This is a genomic window from Pseudomonas versuta (assembly GCF_001294575.1).
Taxonomy (GTDB): Bacteria; Pseudomonadota; Gammaproteobacteria; order Pseudomonadales; family Pseudomonadaceae; genus Aquipseudomonas; species Aquipseudomonas versuta.
On sequence record NZ_CP012676.1, the window covers coordinates 3880001 to 3905476 of the forward strand.

The following is a 25476-nucleotide window of genomic DNA, read 5'->3' on the forward strand; positions in this document are numbered from 1 at the left end:
CATCAATAGCTTTTTGAATAGTCTCGCGACTGGCCAGTGGTACCTGGTGAATCACTTTACCGGTCGACGGGTTGTACACATCGGCAGTACGGCCAGAATCACTCACCATCTCGCCATTGATCAAATGTTGAATCGTGCTCATTGGAGCTCCAAAAAGTTGTCCACAGGCGCGAACACTGCGCGCCTGTCAAAATTCAAAAATGCCTCTTCTATATAGATAGAAGAAATCAGTCGATCTGATTAAGCGCTTCACCGACCGCATCGAACAGGCGATCCAGATCCTGCGGCTTGCTGTTGAAGGTCGGCCCGAACTGCAAAGTGTCACCGCCGTAGCGCACGTAGAAGCCTGCCTTCCACAGCTTCATCGCCGCATCAAACGGCCGCACAATCGCATCGCCATCACGCGGAGCAATCTGAATCGCACCGGCCAGGCCGTAGTTGCGGATGTCGATGATGTTTTTCACGCCCTTCAGGCCATGCAACGCATTTTCGAAGTGCGGGGCGACTTCGGCCACGCTCTGCACCAGGTTTTCTTTTTGCAAAAGATCCAGGGCCGCCAGCCCCGCAGCACAAGCCACCGGGTGAGCCGAATAGGTATAACCGTGCGGGAATTCAACTGCGTACTCAGGCGTCGGTTGATTCATGAACGTCTGATAAATCTCGCTGCTGGCAATCACTGCCCCCATCGGGATCGCGCCGTTAGTGACCTGCTTGGCAATACACATCAAGTCTGGCGTTACACCGAAGCTGTCAGCACCAAACATGGAACCTGTACGACCAAACCCGGTTATGACCTCATCAAAGACCAGCAGGATGTTGTGCTGATCGCAGATTTCACGCAGACGTTTCAGATAACCCTGCGGCGGTACCAGTACACCGGCAGATCCTGCCATCGGCTCCACGAACACGGCCGCAATGTTCGATGCATCATGCAGTTCGATCAGCTTCAGCAGCTCATCGGCCAAGGCAATACCGCCCAGTTCAGGCATACCGCGAGAGAACGCGTTACTTGCCAGCAATGTGTGTGGCAAATGATCGACATCCATCATCGCCTGACCAAACATCTTACGGTTGCCGTTCACACCGCCCAGGCTGGTACCGGCAATGTTCACCCCGTGATAACCACGGGCACGCCCAATCATCTTGGTTTTGGTCGACTGGCCTTTCAAACGCCAGTAAGCACGGACCATTTTCACTGCGGTGTCCGCACACTCCGAACCCGAGTCAGTGAAGAACACGTGATTCAGGTTGCCCGGCGTCAACTCGGTAATCTTTTCAGCCAACTGGAACGACAGTGGATGCCCGTACTGGAATGCCGGCGAGTAATCGAGGGTGCCCAACTGCTTTGAAACCGCCTCCTGAATTTCCTTGCGGGTATGCCCTGCGCCACAGGTCCACAGACCTGACAGCGAATCGTAAATTTGCCGACCCTTATCGTCCGTCAGATAGCTCCCTTTGGCCCCAACGATAAAGCGCGGGTCACGATGGAAGTTACGGTTAGCGGTGTAAGGCATCCAGTGAGCATCCAGCTTGAGCTGGCTCGTCACTGTAATTTCGGCATTTTCGGGCATGTTCATGTGCAAAACCTCGCAAAGCAGAAAGCGGCGTGGGATTGAAAGCGTTGTTGCAGCTAAATTGCCATGGCTATAAAGTCGGTGAAATCCAACTCTTCTAACCTTTAGTTAGGCATTTACTAAACTATGAGCAGCCGTCGCCCTGATGCACTGGCCCAAGTCAGCGACTTTGATATTCGCTTGCTACGCATTTTTCGCAGTGTCGTGGAATGCGGAGGCTTTTCGGCGGCCGAAACCGTGCTCGGGATCGGCCGCTCGGCCATCAGCCAGCAGATGAGCGATCTGGAACAGCGCTTGGGTTTACGCCTATGTCAGCGTGGGCGAGCGGGGTTTTCTCTGACAGAAGAAGGCCGTGAGGTTTATCAGTCATCGCTACAGTTGCTGGGTGCACTCGAAAGCTTTCGTACCGAGGTCAACGGCCTGCATCAGCACCTGCGCGGTGAACTGACAATCGGGCTGACCGACAACCTGGTCACCCTGCCCCACATGCGGATCACCCATGCCCTGTCCCAACTCAAGGAGCGCGGGCCCGACGTACAAATTCACATTCGAATGATCGCCCCCAATGAAGTCGAGCAAGGTGTGCTGGATGGTCGCTTGCATGTAGGTGTCGTACCCCAGGCCAGTGCATTGTCCGGGCTTGAATACCAACCGCTGTACAGCGAGCGCTCACTGCTCTATTGCGCTGTAGGCCACCCATTGTTTTATGTTGATGATCGGCAACTGGCCGACCAGCGACTCAACGAACAGGATGCAATTGCCCCGACTTTCCGCCTGCCGTCCGAGATTCAGGCGCACTACCAGGCACTTAACTGCACCGCCAGCGCTTCAGATCGCGAAGGCATGGCCTTTTTGATTCTGACCGGGCGCTACATCGGTTATTTGCCCGATCACTACGCCAGCCTGTGGGTTCAACAAGGCCGCCTTCGGGCCCTGAAAGCCAACACGCGGTTCTATGACTTGAGCCTGGCCTCCGTTACCCGCAAAGGTCGACGCCCGCATCTGGTGCTGGAAAGTTTCCTTGAGAGCCTCGAAGCGACGCGCTAACGTGAAAGTGCATTGAATATCCCTACAAAGATTGCTCTGGAAAACCCATGACCTTTGAAATCCCCGCCCACGATGGCAAGCCGGCCGGCCGTATTCGTCAACAGAACGAAGAGATCATTCTCAAGGCCGCGGAGGATGAGTTTGCCCGTCACGGGTTCAAAGGCACCAGCATGAACGCCATTGCGCTCAAAGCAGGCCTGCCAAAAGCTAACCTGCACTACTACTTCACCAACAAGCTGGGGCTCTATATTGCGGTTTTGAGCAATATCATCGAGTTATGGGACAGCACCTTCAATAGCCTGAGCGCCGAAGATGATCCGGCTCAAGCACTCAGCAGCTACATCCGGGCCAAGATGGAGTTCTCACGCCGCCAACCCGAGGCTTCGCGTGTATTTGCAATGGAAATCATCAGCGGTGGCGCCTGCCTGACCGAATACTTCACCCAGGACTACCGCACCTGGTTCCAGGGCCGCGCTGCCGTGTTTCAAGCCTGGATCGATGCCGGAAAGATGGACCCGGTCGACCCTGTACACCTGATCTTCCTGTTGTGGGGCAGTACCCAGCATTACGCCGATTTCGCGACACAAATCTGCCGCGTATCGGGGCGCACGCGCTTGACCAGGCAAGACATGCAAGACGCCAGCGATAACCTGATCCGTATCATCCTCAAAGGCTGCGGCCTGACGCCCACAGTCTAAGTCCGGAACCGACATGCCTTCGACCCTCGTGGATCTTTGCGAATACCGCGAAGAAATCCGAAAAAGCCGCTTTATCACGCTTGCCGCACCCATCACCAACGCCCGACAGGCACAGGACTTTATCGAGCTGCACAGCGACCTGAACGCCTCCCACAATTGCTGGGCCTGGAAACACGGTGATCAATATCGCAGCAGTGACGATGGCGAACCCGGCGGTACCGCTGGCCGGCCGATACTGTCAGCTATTGAGGCCCAGGACTGCGATCAGGTCGTGGTGCTGGTAATCCGCTGGTATGGCGGCATCCAGTTAGGGACCGGCGGCCTGGCTCGGGCATATGGCGGGGGCGCCAACAAATGCCTGCAAGGCGCAGAAAAACTGCCGCTGGTTAGCCGTGTAGCGCTGTACTGCTCCTGCAGCTTCGGCGAGCTGGCACTGATTAAACTGCGGTTAGCCGACTCAGGCGGCTTACTTGTCAATGAAACCTTCACCGGCAATGGGGTTGACCTGCACTTGGCACTGGCCGAAGAACAGATAGCCCCCCTGCAGCAGCAACTGGCCGATATCAGTCGCGGCAGGATTTTGTTGCACAGAAACGATCCCGCCACGGCGAAGTAAAAGCGTTCTATCCACACCCCCATACTTGCCCACAGTCACTGTGTACCCAGCTGTGGATAACCTGAGTACATACAGCTGCAGCCCTTATTCCACGGGCATCACACCGCTTTGTACATTTTTTGATCTGTTTTTCTCATGCTCAGCTAAATTTGTTTAAAAACAATTATTTAGCGGAGGTTATCGCGGTTAGAACAAAGCAGCCCAGTGCTTATATCTCTGCATCGAAGTTGCACACAGTAACTGTGGAACAACCTGTGGATAACCCGTGTAAATACCTCGCCGATTCAATCCCTGTAACGCCTGCTTACCTTTGTACGTTTTTTAACCAATCCAGTGCAAAGTGCACCCTGCCTCAACGCGTACTCAAACACTGCCGGGCCTGAAAAATAGTGCCCGTTCAAACCGCGAGGCTGGGCACCCGCACAACGATGGAGTAAAAACCCCTACGGTGAATTCCCTTTAGCTTTGGAAGGACGTTACTCATGACAGCAAAACATGCACTGATTATCGGAGCCTCACGCGGATTGGGTCTGGGTCTGGTTAAAGAGTTGCTCAAGGACGGCTGGAAAGTTACTGCCACCGTGCGTGATCTCCAGAAAGCCCAGGCCTTGAAATCACTGGGCCAGGTAAACATTGAGCAACTGGACATGGATAACTACCAGGCCATCAAGGCATTGAGCAACACATTGAACAACCAGGTCTTTGACCTGTTGTTCATCAATGCCGGTATCAAAGGCCCGGATGATCAATGGTCAGGTAACGCGACGCTGGCTGAGGTGGGTCAGCTGTTTTATACCAACAGCGTGGCGCCGATTAATCTGGCGAAAGAGTTTGTCAGCAAAATACGTAAAGACAGCGGCGTGCTGGCATTCATGAGTTCTGTACTGGGCAGCATTGCTGTACCGGACGCACCTGAATTGGCGCTCTACAAAGCCAGTAAGGCGGCGCTCAACTCCATGACCAACACCTTTGTGCATCATGAGCTGGGTGACAACAATCCCACTGTGCTCTCCATGCATCCGGGCTGGGTGAAAACCGACATGGGCGGTGAAGATGCCCAGATTGATGTCGAAACCAGCACCCGGGGCCTGGTGGAGCAAGTCAAAGCGTTCGCCGGTAAAGGTGGCCATCACTTCATCGACTATCAGGGGCAGACCATTCCCTGGTAACAAACAGCTGAGCCCTTCCCGACGGGATTGGCTCAGCTTCGGTTAAAGCCCCAACAACGAGAGCATGATGAACGTCGCAAACAGCACGAAATGCGTCATGCCCTCAATGGCATTGGTCTCGCCGTCATTGAGGTTGATTGCGCAAATCACCAGGGTAATCAGCACCATTACCGTCTGCACCGGAGTCATGGCCATCTGAAACGGCTGACCGGTATACAGTGCCATTCCCTCCATCACGGGTACTGTCAGAATCACAGTCGACAGTGACGCGCCCAACGCGACGTTAACCACCGACTGCATGCGATTGGCCAAGGCCGCACGCAAGGCAGTGAGGATTTCCGGCGCAGCCGAGATGGCAGCCACCAGAATCGCCGTGATCACCGGCGGCGCCCCCGTGCCCTCAAGGCCAAGGTCCAGGGTTTTGGACATCACCTCCGCCAACGCACCGATCACGATAACCCCCAGTGCCAGCACGGTAACGGACAGCTTGAGGTTGGCCGGCTCTGCTTGCGGCTCGTTTTTGCGGCGTTTCTTTTCCGGGTAGCTGTAGCTGAAGAAGTAACTGTGTGGCCCGACCTGCATCCGTAAAAACACGGTATAGAGCAACACCATCGCACCAATGGTGAAGGCTGAATAAATTTTCCAGTCTGCCTCGGGGATAAATTCCGGCACCACCATGGACACCCCCATGGCCGTCATAATCATCACGGTGTAGGTGCGGGCCGAATCATCGTTGTACGGCTGTTCGCCATGCTTGATCCCGCCCATCAGTGCTGCCAGACCCAGAATGCCGTTGATGTCGAGCATGACCGCGGAATAAATCGTGTCGCGCACCAGGGTCGGTGATGCTTCGTTGCTCATCATGATGGCCAGGATGACCACCTCAACCAGCACGGCGGACAACGTAAGGATCATCGTGCCATAGGGATCACCGACTTTTTCTGCCAGCACCTCAGCGTGATGAGCCACGCGCATCGAGGCACAAACAATCGCCGCAACCAGCACAACCCCTGCAATCAGGGCCGTAATCTGGCCGTTGCTCAGGAGCCAATGCTCCAGCGGGTAAGCCACCGCCACCATCACAATCGCCAGCAACAACAGTTTTTCGTCTTTCAATAGAGTCAGCATTGCGAACCTTTCGCCAGGGAACAAATACACGTTGATGGGTTACAGACTTCAGCAACTTGCTAACGTTTCGTTACATGTTAGTTCACAGACAAGCGCACCAAGCTCTGGCAGCCCTGGCGCCAGGTACGCTGCGACAAATAGCTTGGTCGGGTTTTACCAAATGTGTAGCAGCACCCCTGTAGAATGCTGCGATCTGCACCTGATTTAATGAGAAAACTTTTTATGTACGACTGGCTGAACGCCCTGCCAAAAGCGGAACTGCACATGCACCTTGAGGGATCTCTGGAGCCCGAATTGCTGTTCGCTCTGGCCGAGCGCAACAAGATCGCCTTGCCCTGGAACGACGTTGAAACCTTGCGCAAAGCGTATGCCTTCAACAACCTGCAAGAATTCCTCGACCTGTATTACAAGGGTGCCGACGTACTGCGCACTTCCCAGGATTTCTACGACCTGACCTGGGCGTACCTGCTGCGTTGCAAGGCGCAGAATGTGATTCATACCGAACCCTTCTTCGACCCGCAAACCCATACAGACCGCGGGATCCCCTTCGAAGTGGTGCTCAATGGCATCGCCAGTGCACTCAAGGACGGCGAGCAGCAGCTGGGGATCACCAGCGGTCTGATCCTGAGCTTTCTGCGCCACTTGAGCGAAGACGAGGCCGAAAAAACCCTCGACCAGGCATTGCCATTTCGCGAAGCATTTGTTGCCGTAGGCCTGGACAGCTCAGAAATGGGCCACCCGCCGAGCAAGTTCCAGCGAGTCTTTGATCGCGCCCGTCACGAAGGTTTTCTGACCGTTGCCCACGCCGGCGAAGAAGGCCCGCCGGAGTACATCTGGGAAGCGCTCGACCTGCTGAAAATCCAGCGTATCGACCATGGTGTACGGGCGATTGAAGACGAGCGTCTGATGCAGCGCATCATCGACGAGCAAATTCCGCTAACCGTATGCCCGCTCTCCAATACCAAACTCTGTGTGTTTGATCACATGTCGCAGCACAATATTCTCGACATGCTTGAGCGCGGCGTGAAGGTCACTGTCAATTCGGATGACCCGGCCTATTTCGGCGGTTACATGACCGAAAACTTCCATGCCCTGTACACCGACCTGGGCATGACCCAGGATCAGGCCAAGCGTCTGGCGCAAAACAGCCTGGATGCGCGGTTGATCAAGCCGTAAACCTCTTGTGGGAGCGGGCTTGCCGGCTCCCACAGTCAGGCCCCAACGCTGTCTCTGCCACGCGCCAGCACCTCGCACCGCTCAACAAGCATGTCGCGCAATAACTTCACCGGCTTGCTCAATTGCGCACGATGGCCGCACAGCAGGTTCAAGGGTGCCCGCTCGCAGGTCAGCTCGGGCAACAGCACCTTAAGCCGCCCTGCAATCACATCCCCCGCCACGTCCAGCCAGGACTTGTAGGCAATCCCCGCCCCGGCCAACGCCCACAAGCGCACCACATCGGCATCATCACTGAACCGGTCGCCAGCCACCGTCAACCCGAGCTCACGCTTGCCGTCATAGAATTGCCAATAGTCGTGGACCCGCGTGCCGAGCATGTACAGCAGGCAATTGTGTTGCAACAGCTGTTCAAGATGACGGGGCGCCGAGTGGCGCATCAGGTAATCAGGGGACGCGCACAGCACTCGGCGGTTGTCTGCCGCCACCGGCAAGGCCACAAGGCTCGAATCCTCCGGCTCACCGTAACGCAAGGCAATATCAACCGGCTGACGAAAGAGGTCGGCAATACGGTCTCCCAGTAACAGGCGCACCGTGAGCCCCGAGTGCTCACGCTGAAACTCATCCAGCCAGGGCAGCAGTAAATTACGCCCGAAGTCAGAAGGGGCCGACAGTTGCAGCACCCCACTGACCTGATCTTGCCCACGAGCCAACAGCCGCCGCCCTTCATCCAGACTGCTTAATGCCGTACGCGCATACTCGAGAAAGCCATCACCCTCTGCTGTCAGCCGCAAACTGCGGGTCGAGCGGGCCAGCAACCGCGTACCCAGCTGTGCCTCTATGCGTTTGAGTGCCGCACTGGCAACCGCGGGTGACATGTCCATCACTCGCGCAGCTGCCGACAAACTGCCCAGATCGGCGGCACGAACAAACAGTTGCAGGTCATTGAAGCGCAGCATTCAAATTTATCCGCCAATTATCAAAAAAATATTGAAAGAGACTGCTGTTTTAGCCGGTTTTATCATCCGGCGAAATAGCTAATCATGACCTCACTTTCTTACCCTCCTTCAGGACTTGTCCCATGAAAGCCATCGCCTATTACCAGTCGCTACCGGTGCAAGACCCACTGGCCCTGCAAGACATCGAATTGCCCGAGCCAGTGGCCGGCCCTCGTGACTTGCTGGTTGAGGTCAAGGCCATTTCCGTAAACCCGGTGGACACCAAGGTCCGTCAAAACGTACAGCCTGAAGCCGGCGCAGCCAAAGTCCTGGGTTGGGATGTGGCGGGTGTGGTCAAGGCGGTCGGTAGTGACGTGAGCCTGTTCAAGGTTGGCGACAAAGTGTTCTATGCCGGTTCCATCGCCCGCGCCGGGGCCAATAGCGAGCGCCATGTGGTGGATGAGCGGATCGTCGGGCACATGCCCAAGAGCCTCGGTTTCGCCGAAGCCGCAGCGCTGCCACTGACCGCAATCACCGCCTGGGAATTGTTGTTTGAACGGCTTGGCATTAACGAGAACAAGGTCGACGAACAACAGAGCCTGTTAATCGTCGGTGCGGCCGGAGGGGTGGGCTCGATCCTGACTCAACTGGCCAGCCAGCTCACGACCCTCAAGGTGATTGGTAGCGCTTCGCGCCCTGAGACCCAAGCCTGGGTGCGCGAATTGGGTGCGCACGTTATTGTCGATCACCGCCAGCCGCTGAGCGAAGAACTCAAGCGTCAGGGCATCGACTCTGTGACCCACGTCGCCAGCCTGACTCAGACCGATCAGCATCTGGATCAACTGGTCGAAGCCCTGGCGCCCCAGGGCAAGCTGGCACTGATCGACGACCCCAAGGCCCTCGACATTACCAAACTCAAGCGCAAGAGCCTGTCGCTGCACTGGGAGTTCATGTACACCCGTTCGCTGTTCGAAACCCCGGACATGATCGAGCAACATCATCTGCTCAATCGTGTCGCCGAACTGATCGACGCCGGCACATTGAGCACCACCGTGGGCGAGCACTTCGGCACTATCAATGCGGCCAACCTGCGACGCGCCCATACGCTGCTGGAAAGCGGTCAGTCCAAAGGCAAGATTGTGCTCGAAGGGTTCTGATCAAACCCGGCACCGGTGCGAAACAGCCAGGTTTGAACCGTCAGTCAGAGACTTGATCCCTGACATATTTCACCGGGGAGTGGGGGCTTACACTGGCCTCCTTTGCGAACCAAAGGAGGCCAGTAATGAAAATCCTGATCACTGCGTTAGCAAGATCCCAAGACTGCCAATGGCAGGTTCAACTTGACCGCCAGGCCGTTAATTTCCGCAGCGAGGCCGAAGCCCGCGCCTTTGTGGACAAACTGCAGTCCCGCCTGCAAGCCCCTCACACACTGCCCGCACGCTTGGCGGGCTGATTCAGACCGGTTCTTCAGCAGCGATCCGTGCGTTGTAGACACGCCGGGTCGCCATCCCGATTGCCACCGCCAGGATCCCGCACAAGGTGATAACCATCGCCATTGGCATCGCCGTGCCATCGTGCAACACACCGACCAGTGAAGCGGCCGCTGCGGCCACACTGAACTGCAAGCAACCCAGCATCGCCGAAGCGCTACCGGCCCGCGCGCCCTGCCCGCTCATGGCGCAGGCAGACGCATTGGGGATGATGCAGCCCAGGCTGGCAATACAGATAAACAACGGGATCAGCAACGGCCACAGCTGCGCCGTGTGCAGTGCACTGATCCCCAACAACACCAGACCTGCTGCCAGATAGACCCACACCGTTCGCGCCAGCAAAAAGGCCGGCCCGCGTTTGGCCAGCAAACGGGCATTGACCTGCGCCACCAAAATAAAGCCTGCGGCGTTGCTGCCAAACAGCCAGCCGTAATGCTCGGCAGGTACGCCGTAGAGTTTGATAAATACGAAAGGTGAACCCGCGATGTAGGCAAACATACCGGCCATTGCAATCCCGCCGGTGAGCGCGTGCCCCAGAAATTCGCGGTCCTTGAGCAGGCGTCCATATTGACGCAATGCACCCGACAAAGGCTGGCGCGGCACATTGGCGGGCAGGCTTTCCGGCAAACCCAGCGCCACGGCCAGGGCTGCCAGAGCACTGAACACTGTCAACACGATAAAGATCGACTGCCAGCCATGCAGATTCACCAGCAAGCCACCGAGCATTGGCGCCAGAATCGGTGCCAGCCCCATCACCAGCATCAGTTGCGAAAACACCTTGGCCGAACCCACCGCGTCGCATTTATCGCTGACAATCGCCCGCGACAGCACCATGCCCGCGCAACCGCCAAGCGCCTGGACGAACCGGGCACCAATCAACCATTCCAGGGTGGGGGCAAATGCACACGCCAGGGATGCGGCGGTGAACAGGCCGACGCCCACCAGCAGCGGTATGCGTCGACCAAAACGGTCAGCGATGGGCCCATAGGCCAGTTGGCCGATGGACAAGCCCAAAAAGTAAACCGCCAGCGTTAACTGGATGTGTTTTTCATCTGTGGCAAAAGCCTGTGCCATCGCCGGAAACCCCGGCAGATAGAAGTCGATCGCCAAAGGACCGAAGGCACTCAAGGCGCCTAGAATCAAGATTGTTCTAAAGTTCATCGGGTATCCAAATCGAGCTGCGGTTAGCGCAGCCCGATAGTCTAGCCGTGGATACAGAACTTGAACACGACGATAGCCAGCTAACTAATAAATCAGTCAGGCCTGAAACCTTCAGCGGCGAGCCCGCTCCTGCAACGTATCGGACTTAATGGGCGGTACGCGCTTCGAAGCCGGCATTGGTGATCGCGTCGATGATTTCCAGTGAAGACAATTTGCTCTCGACCTTGACGATATGGGTGTCCAGATCGACCTCGACGTTCGAGTTGGGGTCAATCCGCTGGACCGCGTTGGTCACACTGCGTACACAGCCACCACAGGTCATTCCGTCTACTTTGAATGTTTGCACGATGATTGCTCCTTGGTTTGAGATACCTGCAGCTTTCACCTTCCCACCATGGCAAGGTCAAGCCCCCTTGTTGCTATCGCGCGCTGGCAATCTGCCCCCTGCTCGGCCAAGCTGCAAGCCATGCGATTTAACACAGGATACTTAGCCATGCGCTGGTCCGCTCTGAGCCTAGTCAGCCTTTTAGCTCTTGCCAGTTTGCCGCTGTGGGCGAATGCCGATCAGGATTACGGCGTTCTGATCATCTCCCGTGAGCGCCTTGAAGTGCCGACCAATTGCGAAGTCGGCGTGTATATAGATGACCAGTTGGCCGGGCGATTGTTTCAGGAACAAACCCTGGCGTTCAATTTGCCACCGGCGACTGTCGGCATCCGCCTCAAACTTTTACCTGGCCAGGCGCCTGGCTGCTTGCCGGGCATGCTGGTGCCGCCGGCCCAACAATTCTCTTTAAAGGCCGGGGATGTACGCAAATACCGCATCGCATTGGGTAAAGACGGCATGTACCTCAAACCCGCCAGGCTGGAATATTAATTGCGGTGCACACCCGAGGATCTTGAGTAATGAGGCGACTGTCATGAATATCGGTCAGGCGGCAAGGCGCAGTGGCTTGAGTGCCAAGATGATTCGTTATTACGAGTCCATCGGGCTGCTCAAGCCCGCCAACCGCAGCGACAGCGGCTACCGCCTTTACAGCGATGACGACCTGCACACCCTGGCGTTTATCAAACGTTCGCGGGACCTGGGGTTTTCACTGGATGAAGTCGGCAAACTGCTGACCCTGTGGCAAGACCGCCAGCGCGCCAGCGGCGATGTTAAAGCGCTGGCCCGCCAGCATATTGAAGAGCTGAATCAAAAAATTCGCGAACTCACCGGCCTGCGCGACACCTTGCATGAGCTGGTGCAAAGTTGTCAGGGCGACCACCGTCCCGATTGCCCGATCCTCAAGGATCTGGAGTCCGGGCCCTATTGTGCTCACTGAAAAAAGCCCTCGCTGTCGCAAGCAAGCAGCAGTCATGTACGGCTCAAAACACCGTCATCAGCACTTTGCCGATCATCATCACGCTGACCACGGCGCACAGCACTGCGAACCCTTGCTGCAGCAGGCGTTCGCAGACCTTCGGTGCAATCACACGCCCGGCGATCATCCCGCCAAGGGTCGCGCCGATAAACAACACCGCCTCGCCCGAAAGACTGAAGCCCTGATACAGCAGATGCCCCACGGTGCCCAGTGACACCAGTGCCACCACCATCAGCGATGTAGCGACAATGCCGTGCATCGGCACGTCGCTGAACTTGCGAAAGGCCGGGACGATCAAGAAGCCGCCGCCAACCCCCAGCAATCCGGTGAGCAAGCCTGACACCGCGCCGATCGAGGCCAGGGTGGTGGAACACTTTGCGTCCCACTCCAGACGGCCGGTTGATGGGTTCACCCGGCAGTTCTTGTCATGCGCAGCCTCTACAGCGCGTCTGCATTCAGGCCTGGCCTGCATGAACATGCGTCCACTGACGAACACCATCACACAACCAAACATCGCCATCAGCGCAGAACCCGGCAGCAGCTTGGCCAGGTGAAGTCCGAGCGGGGATGCCAGCCAGCCGGCACTCGCCATCAGCCCGGCAGCCTTGTAACGCACCAGCCCCTTGCGCAAACCGTCGAGCGCGCCGACTGCCGCAGCGATACCCACGGCCAGCAGCGCTACCGGTGTCGCCTCGACCAACGACCAGCCTAGGCCCAGCGTCAGGGCCGGGATGGCCAGAATACCTCCGCCTGCTCCCGTCAGCCCGAGCAGCAGGCCCACCAGTACACCCAATACGATGATCAACATATTCTCGCTCAGTCCGGCTTGCAGTCAGTGAACCACTCGCGTCCTTTGAGCATGCCGTTCCAGTAAAACCAGGGGAGTAGCGTTGCCTTGAGCAACCAGGCCGATTTGCGCGCCACGGTCGGGTCCAGCGCGAAGGTCGGCAGCAGTTTGCCGCCATAACCGAACTCGGCCAGGATCACTTTGCCGTTTTCCACCGTCAGCGGGCAGGAACCGTAACCATCGTAGCGCTTGGGCAACACGGCCCCGTTGCGCAAGGCGAGCAGATTTTCGGCCACCACCACGACCTGCTTGCGGGCTGCCGCAGCCGTCTTGGCATTGGATGTGCCGCATACATCGCCAAGGGCGAATATCTCGGGATAGCGCGGATGCTGCAGGGTCGCCGGGTCGGTATCAAACCAGCCGGCTTTATCCGCCAGTTCACTGCGGCGGATTACATCAGGGGCCTGTTGCGGTGGTACCACATGCAGCATGTCGAACGTTTTCTCAACCCGCGTCACGCTGCCGTCTGCGCCCGTCACATCAAACCAGGCAGTTTTGTTCGGGCCATCGACCTTGACCAGCGTGGACTGAAAGGCCAACCGGGCGTTGTAGGCTTCAACGTATTTCATCAGCGGCGGGACAAACGCCGGAACGCCGAACAGTACTGCCCCTGCCAGGTTGAATTGCACTGCAATCGAATCCAGCACCCCTTGTTTACGCCAATAATCGCAGGACAGGTACATGGCCTTTTGCGGAGCACCGGCACACTTGATCGGCATTCCCGGCTGTGTGAACAACGCTGTACCGCCACGCAAAGAACGCACCAGTTCCCACGTGTAGGGCGCCAGGTCGTGGCGATAGTTGGACGTGACAGCGTTTTTGCCCAGGGTCTCTTCCAGCCCCTCGATGTTCTCCCAGGCCAATTGCAGCCCGGGGCACACGATCAACTGCTGATAGCCCAGTTCAGAGCCATCACTGAGCAACACTACCTTGCGCTGCGGGGCAAAAGCGCTGAGTGACGCTTTAATCCACACCGCCCCTTTGGGCATCACTCTGGCAGTGGGGCGAACCGTGTCTTTGACATCGTAGGCACCGCCACCGACCAGGGTCCACGCAGGCTGATAATAATGTTCGGCATTGGGTTCGATCACCGCGACACGCAGCGACGAATCGCGCTTCAACAGGCTTGCCGTCACCGAAATACCGGCCGAGCCGCCACCCACCACAACAACGTCGTACTGCTTGATTTCACGGGTGCCCAGCGTTGCCGCTTCATAGAGCCTGGAGGACCGGTTACCCGTTCGGCAGTACGCCAGAACAGGCTTTGGCAGCTCGCCAAGCAAGTGCTGCAACTGCTGCACTTGCTCTGGTGTTGCACCCGTGGTCAGCACCGGCAGGTAGGCGAAGCTCAGGCCCAGCGCTTGGGCGGCTTGCTGCATAGCCTCATGGTCAGGTTGTTCTGGCCCGCCTTCATGATCGGGGCGGTTGCAGATCACACTGCCAAACCCCTGCGCGGCCAAGGTTTGGAGATCAGACTGCTCGATCTGACCTGTCACAGAGAATGACGCGTCGATTCGCTTGATGATTTGCTCCATTGAGCACTCCAGGCACAACAAAAATGAATGAACCAGGTCGGGTGGTGAACGCTGGCAGATGAGTAGCCGTCACTTTTTAAGCGCTTGCCCGCAGTACAAACCTGACAGGGTTTGCATCACAGAAACCACTTCAAAGCTGGCGAGCGAATAGAAAATGTACTTCCCCATCCTGCGGGTATTTACCATGCCTTCATCGCGCAACACACCCAGCTGTTGCGACAGCGTGGGCTGCCTGATGCCTGTAAGGGCCTCAAGCTCGCCGACATTGCGTTCGCCTTGGGTCAGCTGGCAAAGCAACAGCAGCCTGTCTTCGTTGGCCAGGGCTTTGAGCAAGGTGCAGGCTTTGGAAGCGGAGTCGCGCAGAAGCCCGATTTCTTCGCTGGTTAGCTGAGCAGACATGGAAAGCTCCGGGACATGATGATCGACAGTCTACGACCCGATAATATATGTTTCAATATATTGAATATTTTCTGATCCATGCGAGGCCTCCCATGCACGCCGAAATTCAAGGGTTCTTCGACGCCGCTACGTCGACCGTGAGCTATGTGGTCTACGAGGCTTGCGGTGGCGAATGCGCGATCATCGATCCGGTGCTCGATTACGATGCCGCCGCCGGACGTATCAGCACCACAGGTGCCGACAAAATCGTCGCCTTCGTGCAAGCCCATGACCTGAAGGTGCAGTGGTTGCTGGAGACTCACGCCCACGCTGACCACCTTTCTGCCAGCGCTTACCTCAAGCGCACCCTGGGAGGGCGGATTGGCATCGGCGCACCTATCACTCAGGTGCAGAGTGTATTCCGTGACATTTACAACCTTGAGCCCGAATTCAAACTCGACGGTTCGCAGTTCGACCACTTGTTCCAGCCCGACGAAGAATTCCGCATTGGCAACCTTCATGTGCAGGCACTGCATGTACCCGGGCACACCCCGGCTGACATGGCTTACCAGGTAGAACACAGCAACCTGTTTGTCGGCGACACGCTGTTCATGCCCGACGTCGGCACGGCCCGTTGCGATTTCCCGGGGGGCGATGCGCAACAGTTGTATCTCTCGATCAGGCGTTTGCTGGCCTTTGCGCCGCAGACGCGCTTGTTCATGTGCCATGACTATCCGCCCGCAGAACGCTCGGCTACTTGGTCAACCACCGTGGGCGAGCAGCGCGCCAGCAATATCCATGTCAACGATGGCGTTGATCTGACAGCCTTCGTCGACATGCGTACCGCGCGCGACGCCACCCTGGGCGTTCCGGCACTGTTAATCCCCGCCATTCAGATCAACATTCGGGCCGGCAACCTGCCGCCTGCCGATGAAAGCGGACTGTGCAGCCTGAAGATACCGTTGAACCGGTTTTAGCCCCCAGGGCGCAGCAGCCCCTGTAGGAGCGAGCTTGCTCGCGAGTTCTTCCCTGGCAAGCTGAAAAGCTCGCTCCTGCAGTGGGGTCGGGCAGCGCCCATAAAAAAATCCGGCCTGGGCCGGATTTTTAATTCATCGAATTACTGCATCCACGGTGGAGGCGGCTCTTCGGCTTTGCTCGGTGGCGCATCGTCCGCAGCACGGACTGCCTGACGGAACGCTTCGTCCAGACGTGCAGCTTCAATCTCGCGCATGACACCGCCGACATCTGCCAACTCGTCCGGCTCGTCAAACTCACCGGTCAACACGCTGCCCGGGTGCAATGTGGCTGCTTCGTAAAGCGCCCACATTTCCTTGGCGTACTTGGTGGTCTTGAGCTCCGGAGCAAAACGCCCGAAGTAGGAAGCCATGTTGCCCACATCACGTTCCAGCATGCTGAACGCGTGGTTGTTGCCCGCGGCATCGACTGCTTGCGGCAAGTCGATAATCACCGGACCTGTCGGCGTCAGCAACACGTTGAACTCGGACAAGTCACCGTGGACCAGACCGGTGCACAACATCAGCACGATCTGTTGAATCAGAAACGCGTGGAATTCACGGGCCTGATCCGGCTCCAGCACCACGTCATTCAAACGCGGCGCAGCATCACCGTACTCGTCGGCCACCAATTCCATCAACAGCACGCCCTCAAGGAAGTCGTACGGTTTGGGAACCCTGACACCGGCACCCGCTAAACGGAACAGTGCCGCTACTTCGGCATTCTGCCAGGCATCTTCGGTTTCTTTACGACCGAACTTCGAGCCCTTGGCCATCGCTCGGGCCTGACGGCTGTTGCGAACCTTGCGACCCTCCTGATATTCGGCGGCCTGGCGAAAACTACGTTTGTTAGCCTCCTTATAAACCTTGGCGCATCGCAGCTCATTGCCGCAGCGGACTACGTACACAGCTGCTTCTTTACCACTCATGAGTGGGCGCAGCACCTCGTCGATCAGACCGTCTTCGATCAGGGGTTCTAAGCGTTTTGGAGTCTTCATCAGCTTTTATTGTGGGTCCTTTATTACCAAACACGCGAATGTCACTCGTTATACGGCAATCCACTCATCACGGGGAGAGGGGGGCCGTGTTAAGAGTCGCTTGTGCGCACTCCATGTGCCAACAAATCCGGAAAATCGCTTCCTGCGCCAGCCGCGATGAATGATAGACGAGCACACACATTAGAGCATCGTCTAATCCAACCCGCGGTAAGCGCAGACACTGCCAGCCCCCCCCCTTGCACCCGGCGCGGGCCTCACCCTAAACAGACAGATCAATGTCTGAATAACTCGCCCGGGGTGAACCCGAACATTTTTTTGAACGCAGCAATAAAGGCCGAGGTCGAGTCATAACCGCACGACAACGCGGCCCCCGTCACACTGCCGCCCTCCTCCAGTACCCGCAGCGAGGAAAGCAGGCGCATGCGCTGACGCCAACTGCGAAAGCTCATCCCGGTTTCACGGGTAAACAAACGCATCAGTGTTTTCTCCGACGTACCCAGGCGCTCCGCCCACAAGCTGAGGCTGACTTCGCCATCCGGGCTTGCGATCAGCTCATTGCACAACGCCAGCAACCGCGCATGACGGGGCAATGGCAGCGAGAAACCGACCTGATTCAAGTCGGCCAATTGATCAAGCAACACCTGCACCAGGCGCTGCTCGGCGCTATCCCCTTCAGGGTACTCCACCGGTAAGGCGCAAAAGCGTTTGATCAACTCCCGGGCCAGCGGCGTGACCTCCAGTACGCGGCAATGATCGGGCGCCCACAGGCAATCATCCCGCCGAATATAAAGACTGCGCATTTCTGCCCGCGTCGAGGTAACCACCTCATGCTCAAGCCCTGCCGGAATCCAGATCCCCCACTGCGGCGGCGCGAAGAAACTGCCTTCATCGGTATGCACACCCAGCACGCCACTGATTGCGTACGAAAACTGCACCCAGTCATGCCGATGACGGGGCGTCCATGAGCCCGCTCCCAGGCTTTCGGCGCGGGCATACAGCGGACGCGGCAACGTATCGAGGTATGGAATGCTGCGCTGGGCACCAGGTTGTCCGTTTGGCGGCATTGGTTGGCCTTATATCGCAAGACGTCAGATAAATGCGACGTTAGGCTAAGTCATCATTTCTTACAATATCCCGGTGCCCGGAATGCCTGTGTTCAAACATCTCAAACGAATGTTCACCGACTGGTTTCTGTGCGGGATGCTGCTGGCGACATTTCTGGCGTATGTATTCCCCCATTTCGGCAGTACCGGCGGCGCCATGCATGCTGAGTGGGTCATCAATATCGGCGTGTTTCTGGTGTTTTTCCTGCATGGGGTCAACCTGTCCAGCGAACAAATCAGTCACGGTCTGAAAAACATCCGCCTGCACTTCATGGTGCAAGGCTTCACCTTTATCGTCTTTCCGCTGATCTGGGTGGCGTTCAACAAACTGTTGGGCGCCCATATCCCGCCCTTGCTGATGCTGGGGTTCTTCTACCTGTGCGCCCTGCCCTCGACCATTTCATCCTCGGTAGCCCTCACCGGCAGTGCGGGCGGCAACGTACCGGCGGCCATTCTCAATGCCAGCCTGTCCAGCGTTCTGGGGATATTCCTGACCCCACTGCTGGTCAGCTTTGTGGTCGGCAGCGGCGCAAACGGCATTGATCTGGGCTCAACCCTGCTCGACCTGTGCGCCATGCTGTTACTGCCACTGGTACTGGGCCAACTGCTGCGCCCGCTGTTTGGACGCTTCTTCGCCCGCCACAAGCGCTACACCAGCATCGCCGACAAGGTGGTGATTCTGTTGCTGGTATACGCCGCCTTCTGCAATTCGATGGTCTCAGGCATGTGGCAACAACAAGGCACTTCGGTGATTTTCAGCGCCCTGGCCGGCAGTGCGATATTGCTCGCGATTATCCTGTGGCTGACCACCCGCACCGCCCGCGCCCTGAAATTCAGCACTGCGGATGAAATTGCCGCGGTGTTCTGCGCCAGCAAGAAATCACTGGCAGCCGGCGCTCCCATGGCAGCGTTGATCTTTGGTGCCAACCCGGGTCTGGGCCTGATTCTGCTACCGATCATGATCTACCACCCACTCCAACTGATCGTCTGCTCGGTCATGGCAGAAAACTACGCCACTCGCAATCGAGAGGAAGCGGCAGCGCAAAGCCCGGCCATAGTGCCCGCCCGCTAACAAGCGGCCTGAACAATTGTGTGGGAGCCGGCTTGCCAGCGATGCAGACGACTCGATCGAACTGAGCGCCATCGCGGGCAAGACCGCTCTCGCAGGGCCGGCTCAGCGCTCAATAATCGCCGTCACTCCCTGGCCTCCTGCCGCACAGATCGAGATCAGGCCCCGGCCTTTCCCGGCAGTGGCGAGCAACTTGGACATATTGGTCAGGATCCGCCCTCCCGTCGCGGCAAAGGGATGCCCCACCGCCAGTGAACTGCCCTTGACGTTGAGTTTGCTGCGATCAATCGACCCCAGAGGCGCTTCAAGACCCAGACGGGTTTTGCAATAGCCTGGGTCCTCCCAGGCTTTCAAGGTGCACAGCACCTGCGCAGCAAACGCCTCATGAATTTCGTAGTAGTCAAAGTCCTGCAACGTCAGCCCATTGCGCGCCAGCAACCGTGGTACGGCATACACCGGGGCCATCAGCAAACCCTCCGCCCCATGTACGAAATCCACTGCGGCCGTTTCGCCGTCGCGAAAATACGCCAGCACTGGCAAGCCTCGCTCCCTGGCCCACTCTTCACTGCCCAGTAACACCACAGACGCGCCGTCGGTCAGCGGTGTCGAATTGCCGGCCGTCAGCGTGCCCTTGGCGCTTCGCTCGAACACCGGTTTAAGGGCCGCCAGTTTTTCCAGCGTCAGGTCGGGGCGCAGGTTGTTATCACGGCTCAAACCCAGAAACGGCGTAATCAAATCGTCTTCCCAGCCCGCGTGATAGGCGGCTGTCAGCGCCTGATGGCTGTGCAGGGCCAACTCATCCTGCTCAGTGCGGGGGATGTTCCAGGTCTGCGCCATCAACTCGCAGTGCTGCCCCATCGACAGCCCGGTGCGCGGCTCGCCGTTACGCGGAAACTCGGGTTTCAGAAAATGCGGACGCAACTGCAACAAGGCTTTGAGCTTGTCCACAGGCGCCTTGGTACGATTGAGTTGCAGCAGCCATTTACGCAGCCCGTCGTTCAGGCCAACCGGCACATCAGACGTGGTATCGACACCCCCGGCGATCGCGCAATCGATCTGCCCCAAGGCAATCTTGTTGGCCACCAGCAATGCCGCTTCAAGGCCGGTGCCGCAGGCTTGCTGCAGGTCATAGGCAGGGGTTTGCGGTGACAGCCGGGAACCCAGCACGCACTCGCGGGTCAGGCTGAAGTCCCGCGAATCCTTGAGTACCGCCCCGGCCACCACTTCCCCCATCCGCAGCCCGTGCAAGTTGTACCGCTCGATCAGACCTTCCAGCGCCGCCGTCAGCATGTCCTGGTTACTGGCGTTCGCATACGGTCCGTTGGCACGCGCAAACGGGATTCGGTTACCGCCAATAATGGCTACACGACGCACACTCATACGATTCACCCTATTCTCTTACGGCCCATGATCGTTACAAGCGTAGGTCTTATCACTGATAGCGAACGACCCGCCTGTGTTTGTGGTCAACCCTTTGAACCCCATCTGTCGGAGAGTGTTCCATGTCAGACCGTTATATCGACTTCGTCAACTCATCCCTCGGCCAGCGACTGGTCGGCGCGTTGGGGCTGCCGTCACCGGTGCGGCTGGAACGCTGGCAGGCCGGACGGTTACGTCCCATCGAAGGCCCGTTGCTGATTGGCGGCGGCGCACTGGCCGGGCAGGTGAACCGCTTTGCGGCAAAACTCACCGACGCGGTATTCAGTTATGGTCCTGAACCGTTGGTCGCAACATCGTGGATTCCAGGTAGTGGCCCCAAGCTCAAGGCTGTGGTGTTCGACGCCAGCGAGTTATTGCACACCGACCAGCTCAAGCAGTTACGCGAATTCTTCCAGCCATTGCTGCGCAGCCTTGAGCACAGTGCCCACCTGGTGATTCTGGGCCGGGCGCCGGAAACGTTAAGCGATCCGTTCGCGGCCAGCGCCCAACGCGCCCTTGAAGGCTTCAGCCGCTCACTGGCCAAGGAGTTGCGCAATGGCGGCACCTTGCAGTTGCTGTATGTCGGCGAAGGTGCCGAAGACCAGCTTGAAGGCGCGCTGCGGTTCTTCCTGTCCCCCAAAAGCGCTTATGTCAGCGGCCAGGTCATCCGCCTGAGCGCGTGTGCCGACCAGGTTCAGGACTGGACTCGCCCGTTGGCCGGACGCAAGGCGTTGGTCACCGGTGCCGCCCGAGGCATAGGCGCGTCAATTGCCGAAACCCTGGCCCGGGACGGCGCCGAGGTGATCCTGCTCGATGTACCACCGGCCAAAGCCGACCTCGACGCTCTGGCTGCACGCCTGGACGGTCGCAGTATCACCCTGGATATTTGCGCCGCAGACGCCGCCACACAACTTGTCGAGCAATTGCCGGACGGCGTCGACATCGTGGTCCACAACGCCGGTATCACCCGCGACAAAACCCTGGCCAACATGACACCCGAATTCTGGGATGCAGTGCTCGCGGTCAACCTCAACGCCCCGCAAGTGTTGACCAAAGCCCTGCTCGACAGCGGCACCCTGCGCGATAACGGCCGGGTCATTTTGCTTGCCTCCATCAGTGGCATTGCCGGTAATCGCGGCCAGACCAACTACGCCGCCAGCAAAGCCGGACTGATTGGCCTGGCGCAGGCCTGGGCACCGCTGCTCAGTGAACGCGGCATCAGCATCAACGCCGTGGCGCCGGGATTTATTGAAACCCAAATGACAGCGCACATTCCCTTTGCCCTGCGCGAAGCAGGTCGGCGCATGAGCTCGCTGGGCCAGGGTGGCCTGCCCCAGGATGTCGCCGAAGCCGTGGCCTGGCTCGCCCAGCCGGGCTCGGGTGCGGTCAGCGGGCAAGCGCTGCGGGTATGCGGCCAAAGTATTCTGGGGGCATAAACCATGAGTGTTAATTGGCTCGACCTCAGCAATCCGCCGCATTTACCCACGCTGTATGCCCACGCGGCGGCCAAACGCAAAATCACCGGCAACACCTTGCCTGAACAGGGCTTGCGCTGCTGGGTACTGGTGGAGGCCAAACCTCTGGCTGCCTTTCGTGGCGTTTGCGGGCTGGCACCCGGCCCGCTGCTGCCGCCAACCTGGCCCCAGGTGCTGGCTTTCGGCCTGCAAATGCAGCTGCTGACCGACAAGCACTTCCCCTTCCCGTTGCTGGGGTTGATTCACCTGACCAACCGCATACGCGTGTTACGCCCCCTGGGCGGCGTGACGCAACTGCGCATCGGGGTCTTTGTCCACAACCTGCAAAAACACCCCAAGGGCGCGACCTTCGATGTCGTCACCCAGGTTGACGATTTAATCGGGCCATTGTGGGAGGCCGACAGCACCTTGTTGTGCAAAGGCGTGGAGCTCAGCGGCGATGTACCTCAACCCGGCACACAGCAGCCTGTGGCAATGAGCGAACTGACCCGCTGGTTCGCCCCGGCCAATATTGGCCGCCGGTACGCCAGGGTGTCGGGCGACTACAACCCCATTCACCTCAGCGCTGCCAGCGCGAGGCTGTTTGGCCTGCCAAGCGCCATCGCCCATGGCTTGTGGCTCGAAGCCCGGGCGCTGGCGGCCCTCGACTCGCATTTGCCCAAGGCCAATGTCGAGCTCAGCGTGGCCTTCAAAAAACCGGTACGCCTGCCCAGCGAGGTGATCCTGCTCAGTAGCGCGGCGGGCTCAAGCGGCGACTTCCAGCTCAATGGCCATGGAGATCTGGTGCACATGACCGGCAACTGGCGACCGATCAGCTAGCTCGCACAGGGCATGGCCAGCGGGTTGCAGCGCCTTTCACTTGCGCCAACTTCGGTTCGGCCGCAAGCTTTGCGCCTTCTGGAGAGCACACCCTCGATGAACCTCGACGAACTGACCCAACGCCTGCACCGCATCCGCGATAACAACGACTGGAAACAGTTTCACAGCCCGAAAAACCTGGCCATGGCGGCCAGTGTCGAAATGGCCGAGCTGGTAGAAATTTTTCAGTGGCTGAGCGAAGACCAATCGCGCCAGCTCCCCGCCGACAAACTGGCCCACGCCGGGCAGGAAGTGGGGGATATCGTGTTGTATCTGCTGTTGCTGTGCAGCGAGCTTGGCTTGGACATGAACGAAGTGGTGCGCAACAAACTGGCCGACAGCGAAAGGCGTTTCAGCAAATGAGTGACCGTCACTTCGATCAACTGGCGACCCGCTTCGCCGAAAAAATCTACGGCGGCGCCAAAGGTGCCATTCGCCTGGCCGTGCTTCAGGCCGACCTTACAGAGTCTCTGCCCGCCCGACCGCTGCGCGTACTGGATATCGGCGCCGGGCTGGGCCACATGTCTCTGTGGCTGGCCCAGCAGGGGCACGATGTAACCCTGGCAGAGCCAGCAGGCCCCATGCTCGAAGGCGCGCGCCAGCGCTTTGCCGACGCGGGGCAGAAGGGCACTTTCATTCAGGCACCGTGGCAAGAACTGCTGGGCCAACTGACCGAGCCTTACGACCTGGTGCTGTGCCATGCCGTGCTGGAATGGCTGGCCGAACCTCACGCCATCCTGCCCGTGCTGCACCAACTGACCACCAGGGACGGCTGGCTGTCGCTGGCGTTCTATAACCGTGATGCGCTGATCTATCGCAACCTGCTTAAAGGCCACTTCCGCAAAATGCGCAAGAACGATATGGCCGGCGAAAAACAAAGCCTCACCCCGCAGCAGCCCCTCGACCCGCGAGAGTTGGCGACCGCGCTCGAAGGCCTGTGGCAGGTCGAAGCCCAAAGCGGCGTGCGGGTATTTCACGACTACATGCCAGTGGAATTCCAGGCCCGCGCCGAACTGCAAGCGCTGGTAGAAATGGAGCTGGCCCACCGTCGCCACCCCGCCTTTGCCAGGCTGGGACGCTATCTGCATTGGGTGTGCCGCCCGGTATAAACCGCCCGCTCGGGAGAACATCATGCATCGCCGTTTAGCCTTAGTCGTTTTGAGCCTTGGCCTGGGGGCTTGCCAGAGTCCTAACCCGTATACCCCAAGCTCCATGCCGATGCCGCCAGCCCCGGCACAAGCGGCCAACACCCTGGATTTAAGCGCCTACCCTGCTCCGCCACGGGATTACGGGCGCTATCAAAGCTGGGCCTGGCTCAATGGCCGACTGCCCGCCGGAACAGCCTGGGCCGACTCGGCACAAATCGCCGACGCGGTAAACAACGTGCTCGACCAGCGCGGCTTGCGGCCTGCGCAGCCCAATCGTGCGGCTGACTTGTGGGTGAGTGCTGATTTACATACAGAAAAACGCCTGCGCCAGGTGCAGGACGACTATGGTTATGGAGCGGGTTACGGCAATGGTTACGGCCGTTACGGCCGTTACGGCAGTCAATACGGGATGTACAACTCGGTCCCGGTTGTACGCACCTATGAAGTGGAAGTCATGGTTGTGCGACTCAATTTCTACGATGGTAAAACCGGTCAGCCCGTATGGAGTTCCAGCGCAGAAACCAGCAGCAAAGGCAGCCTGAGCGAACGCAGTGACGCCTTGCGCGAATCACTGAAAAAGGCGGTGCAGGCTTATCCTCCTCAGTAAGACGGAATGTTGAAGCGGAGAAATCATCATGCTACGACGCATTGCATTATTGGGCCTGGCCCTGCTGCTCAGCGCCTGCGAAACAATGCAGGTCACCAACGATTACAACCCTTCAGTGGATTTTGCCAAATTCCAGACCTGGGCCTGGAAAGACCCTGCACTGCAATACCAGCCCAATAGCCTGATGCTTAAAAGCGACCTGACCGAGCAGCGGATCATGCAGGCCGTGAGCAGTGGCCTGGATCAGCGCGGCCTGCGCCCGGCAGCCGCCGGCAGTAAACCGGATCTGCTGGTGCAAACCTATCTGATCGTCGCCAACCGCCAGGAACAGATCGTCACCAACTACGGCTACGGCGGTCCATGGGGCGGGCCCTGGGGTTATGCCGGCGGCCCATGGGAAGGCTACTGGGGCGCACCGATGTACAACGAGACCCGTAACGTGGTCTATCAGGTGGGCACCCTGCAGATCGACTTGATCGATGCCAAAGACGGCAAATTGGTGTGGCGCGGCAGCGCAGAAAAAATCGTCGACAACAGCCCGACCCCAGCCGAGCGCAATGCGGCCATTCATGAAGCGGTGAACAAAATTCTTGCTAACTATCCGCCAAAATAAAGTCACAGGTTTATACGCAACAACTTACTCGCGATGTATATACCTCAGAAGGTATTAA

At 58.3% G+C, this 25476-nt stretch carries 29 protein-coding genes (1 of these 29 running past the window's edge); 17 read left to right on the plus strand and 12 right to left on the minus strand.

The window, feature by feature from the left end; all coding sequences use genetic code 11:
- Both AOC04_RS17390 and aptA read right to left on the minus strand, forming a co-directional pair.
- Positions 1-142, minus strand: partial view of a CoA-acylating methylmalonate-semialdehyde dehydrogenase gene (locus tag AOC04_RS17390; protein WP_060695522.1) — the beginning only. It extends 1352 nt beyond the left edge of the window; 142 of the gene's 1494 nt are visible here — the first part of the coding sequence; the start codon lies at positions 140-142; its stop codon lies off the left edge, out of view.
- Positions 143-227: 85 nt separating this feature from the next.
- Positions 228-1577: an omega-aminotransferase AptA gene (aptA, locus tag AOC04_RS17395; RefSeq protein WP_060695524.1), complete on the minus strand. Its 1350-nt coding sequence runs from the start codon at positions 1575-1577 to the stop codon at positions 228-230.
- Between the two features lie 123 nt (positions 1578-1700).
- On the opposite strand from aptA, the gene AOC04_RS17400 reads away from it, so the two are divergent.
- The 4 genes from AOC04_RS17400 to AOC04_RS17415 all read left to right on the plus strand — a co-directional run bounded on the left by AOC04_RS17400 (position 1701) and on the right by AOC04_RS17415 (position 5104).
- Complete coding sequence (locus AOC04_RS17400) at positions 1701-2621, plus strand: LysR family transcriptional regulator (RefSeq protein ID WP_060695527.1); 921 nt, start codon at positions 1701-1703, stop codon at positions 2619-2621.
- Between the two features lie 47 nt (positions 2622-2668).
- Positions 2669-3319, plus strand: a complete 651-nt coding sequence (locus AOC04_RS17405; RefSeq protein ID WP_060695529.1) for a TetR/AcrR family transcriptional regulator — start codon at positions 2669-2671, stop codon at positions 3317-3319.
- Between the two features lie 13 nt (positions 3320-3332).
- Entirely contained in the window at positions 3333-3935 is a 603-nt protein-coding gene (locus AOC04_RS17410; protein ID WP_060695531.1) for an IMPACT family protein, read from the plus strand.
- A gap of 482 nt (positions 3936-4417) precedes the next feature.
- Positions 4418-5104, plus strand: coding sequence for an SDR family oxidoreductase (locus AOC04_RS17415; RefSeq protein ID WP_060695532.1), 687 nt, complete (start codon positions 4418-4420; stop codon positions 5102-5104).
- Positions 5105-5146: 42 nt separating this feature from the next.
- On the opposite strand, the gene AOC04_RS17420 is transcribed toward AOC04_RS17415, so the two are convergent.
- Positions 5147-6232 carry a calcium:cation antiporter gene (locus AOC04_RS17420; RefSeq protein ID WP_060695534.1) on the minus strand — a complete coding sequence of 362 codons (1086 nt, stop codon included), beginning with the start codon at positions 6230-6232 and terminating at the stop codon, positions 5147-5149.
- Between the two features lie 222 nt (positions 6233-6454).
- Between AOC04_RS17420 and AOC04_RS17425 the strand changes: the two genes are divergently transcribed.
- Positions 6455-7408, plus strand: a complete 954-nt coding sequence (locus AOC04_RS17425) for an adenosine deaminase (RefSeq protein ID WP_060695536.1) — start codon at positions 6455-6457, stop codon at positions 7406-7408.
- A 35-nt stretch (positions 7409-7443) separates the two neighbouring features.
- Here the strand turns inward: AOC04_RS17425 and AOC04_RS17430 are convergent, their stop codons facing one another.
- Positions 7444-8364, minus strand: coding sequence for a LysR family transcriptional regulator (locus AOC04_RS17430; protein WP_060695538.1), 921 nt, complete (start codon positions 8362-8364; stop codon positions 7444-7446).
- Positions 8365-8486: 122 nt separating this feature from the next.
- On the opposite strand from AOC04_RS17430, the gene AOC04_RS17435 reads away from it, so the two are divergent.
- Both AOC04_RS17435 and AOC04_RS23990 read left to right on the plus strand, forming a co-directional pair.
- On the plus strand, positions 8487-9500 hold the full coding sequence (locus AOC04_RS17435; RefSeq protein ID WP_060695540.1) for a zinc-binding alcohol dehydrogenase family protein: 1014 nt from the start codon (positions 8487-8489) through the stop codon (positions 9498-9500).
- A 125-nt stretch (positions 9501-9625) separates the two neighbouring features.
- Positions 9626-9796 carry a hypothetical protein gene (locus tag AOC04_RS23990; RefSeq protein WP_167344885.1) on the plus strand — a complete coding sequence of 57 codons (171 nt, stop codon included), beginning with the start codon at positions 9626-9628 and terminating at the stop codon, positions 9794-9796.
- Position 9797: 1 nt separating this feature from the next.
- On the opposite strand, the gene AOC04_RS17440 is transcribed toward AOC04_RS23990, so the two are convergent.
- Together AOC04_RS17440 and AOC04_RS17445 are read right to left on the minus strand one after the other, a co-directional pair.
- A complete protein-coding gene (locus AOC04_RS17440; protein WP_060695541.1) occupies positions 9798-10994 on the minus strand; it encodes a multidrug effflux MFS transporter in 1197 nt (398 codons plus the stop codon).
- A 145-nt stretch (positions 10995-11139) separates the two neighbouring features.
- Positions 11140-11340, minus strand: coding sequence for a heavy-metal-associated domain-containing protein (locus tag AOC04_RS17445; protein WP_073509964.1), 201 nt, complete (start codon positions 11338-11340; stop codon positions 11140-11142).
- Between the two features lie 147 nt (positions 11341-11487).
- Between AOC04_RS17445 and AOC04_RS17450 the strand changes: the two genes are divergently transcribed.
- Both AOC04_RS17450 and cueR read left to right on the plus strand, forming a co-directional pair.
- Positions 11488-11868, plus strand: a complete 381-nt coding sequence (locus tag AOC04_RS17450) for a hypothetical protein (RefSeq protein ID WP_060695545.1) — start codon at positions 11488-11490, stop codon at positions 11866-11868.
- Between the two features lie 43 nt (positions 11869-11911).
- Positions 11912-12316, plus strand: a complete 405-nt coding sequence (cueR, locus tag AOC04_RS17455; RefSeq protein WP_060695547.1) for a Cu(I)-responsive transcriptional regulator — start codon at positions 11912-11914, stop codon at positions 12314-12316.
- Between the two features lie 43 nt (positions 12317-12359).
- On the opposite strand, the gene AOC04_RS17460 is transcribed toward cueR, so the two are convergent.
- From AOC04_RS17460 to AOC04_RS17470, 3 genes are all read right to left on the minus strand, one after another.
- Complete coding sequence (locus tag AOC04_RS17460) at positions 12360-13163, minus strand: sulfite exporter TauE/SafE family protein (protein WP_060695549.1); 804 nt, start codon at positions 13161-13163, stop codon at positions 12360-12362.
- Between the two features lie 8 nt (positions 13164-13171).
- Positions 13172-14737, minus strand: coding sequence for a bifunctional protein tyrosine phosphatase family protein/NAD(P)/FAD-dependent oxidoreductase (locus AOC04_RS17465; RefSeq protein ID WP_073509967.1), 1566 nt, complete (start codon positions 14735-14737; stop codon positions 13172-13174).
- 69 nt (positions 14738-14806) lie between these two features.
- Complete coding sequence (locus AOC04_RS17470; RefSeq protein ID WP_003439303.1) at positions 14807-15136, minus strand: ArsR/SmtB family transcription factor; 330 nt, start codon at positions 15134-15136, stop codon at positions 14807-14809.
- A gap of 92 nt (positions 15137-15228) precedes the next feature.
- On the opposite strand from AOC04_RS17470, the gene AOC04_RS17475 reads away from it, so the two are divergent.
- A complete protein-coding gene (locus tag AOC04_RS17475) occupies positions 15229-16092 on the plus strand; it encodes an MBL fold metallo-hydrolase (RefSeq protein ID WP_060695551.1) in 864 nt (287 codons plus the stop codon).
- 140 nt (positions 16093-16232) lie between these two features.
- Here the strand turns inward: AOC04_RS17475 and AOC04_RS17480 are convergent, their stop codons facing one another.
- Positions 16233-17126 (minus strand): PA4780 family RIO1-like protein kinase, encoded by an 894-nt coding sequence (locus AOC04_RS17480; RefSeq protein ID WP_060695553.1) that lies wholly within the window; start codon positions 17124-17126, stop codon positions 16233-16235.
- A gap of 272 nt (positions 17127-17398) precedes the next feature.
- Positions 17399-18190, minus strand: coding sequence for an AraC family transcriptional regulator (locus tag AOC04_RS17485; RefSeq protein ID WP_060695555.1), 792 nt, complete (start codon positions 18188-18190; stop codon positions 17399-17401).
- Positions 18191-18272: 82 nt separating this feature from the next.
- On the opposite strand from AOC04_RS17485, the gene AOC04_RS17490 reads away from it, so the two are divergent.
- Positions 18273-19301 carry a bile acid:sodium symporter family protein gene (locus AOC04_RS17490; protein WP_060695557.1) on the plus strand — a complete coding sequence of 343 codons (1029 nt, stop codon included), beginning with the start codon at positions 18273-18275 and terminating at the stop codon, positions 19299-19301.
- A 102-nt stretch (positions 19302-19403) separates the two neighbouring features.
- Here the strand turns inward: AOC04_RS17490 and AOC04_RS17495 are convergent, their stop codons facing one another.
- Positions 19404-20678: an acetyl-CoA C-acetyltransferase gene (locus tag AOC04_RS17495; protein WP_060695558.1), complete on the minus strand. Its 1275-nt coding sequence runs from the start codon at positions 20676-20678 to the stop codon at positions 19404-19406.
- A 122-nt stretch (positions 20679-20800) separates the two neighbouring features.
- Between AOC04_RS17495 and AOC04_RS17500 the strand changes: the two genes are divergently transcribed.
- From AOC04_RS17500 to AOC04_RS17525, 6 genes are all read left to right on the plus strand, one after another.
- Entirely contained in the window at positions 20801-22153 is a 1353-nt protein-coding gene (locus tag AOC04_RS17500) for a 3-oxoacyl-ACP reductase (RefSeq protein ID WP_060695560.1), read from the plus strand.
- A 3-nt stretch (positions 22154-22156) separates the two neighbouring features.
- Positions 22157-23011 carry a MaoC family dehydratase gene (locus AOC04_RS17505; RefSeq protein WP_060695563.1) on the plus strand — a complete coding sequence of 285 codons (855 nt, stop codon included), beginning with the start codon at positions 22157-22159 and terminating at the stop codon, positions 23009-23011.
- Positions 23012-23107: 96 nt separating this feature from the next.
- Complete coding sequence (locus tag AOC04_RS17510; RefSeq protein WP_060695566.1) at positions 23108-23413, plus strand: MazG-like family protein; 306 nt, start codon at positions 23108-23110, stop codon at positions 23411-23413.
- A complete protein-coding gene (locus tag AOC04_RS17515) occupies positions 23410-24159 on the plus strand; it encodes a methyltransferase (RefSeq protein WP_060695569.1) in 750 nt (249 codons plus the stop codon). The genes AOC04_RS17510 and AOC04_RS17515 overlap by 4 nt, the downstream gene beginning before the upstream one ends.
- Before the next feature lie 22 nt (positions 24160-24181).
- Positions 24182-24805 carry a DUF4136 domain-containing protein gene (locus tag AOC04_RS17520; protein WP_060695572.1) on the plus strand — a complete coding sequence of 208 codons (624 nt, stop codon included), beginning with the start codon at positions 24182-24184 and terminating at the stop codon, positions 24803-24805.
- 28 nt (positions 24806-24833) lie between these two features.
- Positions 24834-25418: a DUF4136 domain-containing protein gene (locus AOC04_RS17525; RefSeq protein ID WP_060695574.1), complete on the plus strand. Its 585-nt coding sequence runs from the start codon at positions 24834-24836 to the stop codon at positions 25416-25418.
- Positions 25419-25476 lie beyond the last annotated feature (58 nt).

Excerpts from the sequence above, each read along its gene's own strand:
- aptA (WP_060695524.1), bottom strand. The coding sequence starts at position 1,577 with ATGAACATGCCCGAAAATGCCGAAATTACAGTGACGAGCCAGCTCAAG.
- AOC04_RS17400 (WP_060695527.1), top strand. The coding sequence starts at position 1,701 with ATGAGCAGCCGTCGCCCTGATGCACTGGCCCAAGTCAGCGACTTTGAT.
- AOC04_RS17405 (WP_060695529.1), top strand. The coding sequence starts at position 2,669 with ATGACCTTTGAAATCCCCGCCCACGATGGCAAGCCGGCCGGCCGTATT.
- AOC04_RS17410 (WP_060695531.1), top strand. The coding sequence starts at position 3,333 with ATGCCTTCGACCCTCGTGGATCTTTGCGAATACCGCGAAGAAATCCGA.
- AOC04_RS17415 (WP_060695532.1), top strand. The coding sequence starts at position 4,418 with ATGACAGCAAAACATGCACTGATTATCGGAGCCTCACGCGGATTGGGT.
- AOC04_RS17420 (WP_060695534.1), bottom strand. The coding sequence starts at position 6,232 with ATGCTGACTCTATTGAAAGACGAAAAACTGTTGTTGCTGGCGATTGTG.
- AOC04_RS17425 (WP_060695536.1), top strand. The coding sequence starts at position 6,455 with ATGTACGACTGGCTGAACGCCCTGCCAAAAGCGGAACTGCACATGCAC.
- AOC04_RS17430 (WP_060695538.1), bottom strand. The coding sequence starts at position 8,364 with ATGCTGCGCTTCAATGACCTGCAACTGTTTGTTCGTGCCGCCGATCTG.
- AOC04_RS17435 (WP_060695540.1), top strand. The coding sequence starts at position 8,487 with ATGAAAGCCATCGCCTATTACCAGTCGCTACCGGTGCAAGACCCACTG.
- AOC04_RS23990 (WP_167344885.1), top strand. The coding sequence starts at position 9,626 with ATGAAAATCCTGATCACTGCGTTAGCAAGATCCCAAGACTGCCAATGG.
- AOC04_RS17440 (WP_060695541.1), bottom strand. The coding sequence starts at position 10,994 with ATGAACTTTAGAACAATCTTGATTCTAGGCGCCTTGAGTGCCTTCGGT.
- AOC04_RS17450 (WP_060695545.1), top strand. The coding sequence starts at position 11,488 with ATGCGCTGGTCCGCTCTGAGCCTAGTCAGCCTTTTAGCTCTTGCCAGT.
- cueR (WP_060695547.1), top strand. The coding sequence starts at position 11,912 with ATGAATATCGGTCAGGCGGCAAGGCGCAGTGGCTTGAGTGCCAAGATG.
- AOC04_RS17460 (WP_060695549.1), bottom strand. The coding sequence starts at position 13,163 with ATGTTGATCATCGTATTGGGTGTACTGGTGGGCCTGCTGCTCGGGCTG.
- AOC04_RS17465 (WP_073509967.1), bottom strand. The coding sequence starts at position 14,737 with ATGGAGCAAATCATCAAGCGAATCGACGCGTCATTCTCTGTGACAGGT.
- AOC04_RS17470 (WP_003439303.1), bottom strand. The coding sequence starts at position 15,136 with ATGTCTGCTCAGCTAACCAGCGAAGAAATCGGGCTTCTGCGCGACTCC.
- AOC04_RS17475 (WP_060695551.1), top strand. The coding sequence starts at position 15,229 with ATGCACGCCGAAATTCAAGGGTTCTTCGACGCCGCTACGTCGACCGTG.
- AOC04_RS17480 (WP_060695553.1), bottom strand. The coding sequence starts at position 17,126 with ATGAAGACTCCAAAACGCTTAGAACCCCTGATCGAAGACGGTCTGATC.
- AOC04_RS17485 (WP_060695555.1), bottom strand. The coding sequence starts at position 18,190 with ATGCCGCCAAACGGACAACCTGGTGCCCAGCGCAGCATTCCATACCTC.
- AOC04_RS17490 (WP_060695557.1), top strand. The coding sequence starts at position 18,273 with ATGCCTGTGTTCAAACATCTCAAACGAATGTTCACCGACTGGTTTCTG.
- AOC04_RS17495 (WP_060695558.1), bottom strand. The coding sequence starts at position 20,678 with ATGAGTGTGCGTCGTGTAGCCATTATTGGCGGTAACCGAATCCCGTTT.
- AOC04_RS17500 (WP_060695560.1), top strand. The coding sequence starts at position 20,801 with ATGTCAGACCGTTATATCGACTTCGTCAACTCATCCCTCGGCCAGCGA.
- AOC04_RS17505 (WP_060695563.1), top strand. The coding sequence starts at position 22,157 with ATGAGTGTTAATTGGCTCGACCTCAGCAATCCGCCGCATTTACCCACG.
- AOC04_RS17510 (WP_060695566.1), top strand. The coding sequence starts at position 23,108 with ATGAACCTCGACGAACTGACCCAACGCCTGCACCGCATCCGCGATAAC.
- AOC04_RS17515 (WP_060695569.1), top strand. The coding sequence starts at position 23,410 with ATGAGTGACCGTCACTTCGATCAACTGGCGACCCGCTTCGCCGAAAAA.
- AOC04_RS17520 (WP_060695572.1), top strand. The coding sequence starts at position 24,182 with ATGCATCGCCGTTTAGCCTTAGTCGTTTTGAGCCTTGGCCTGGGGGCT.
- AOC04_RS17525 (WP_060695574.1), top strand. The coding sequence starts at position 24,834 with ATGCTACGACGCATTGCATTATTGGGCCTGGCCCTGCTGCTCAGCGCC.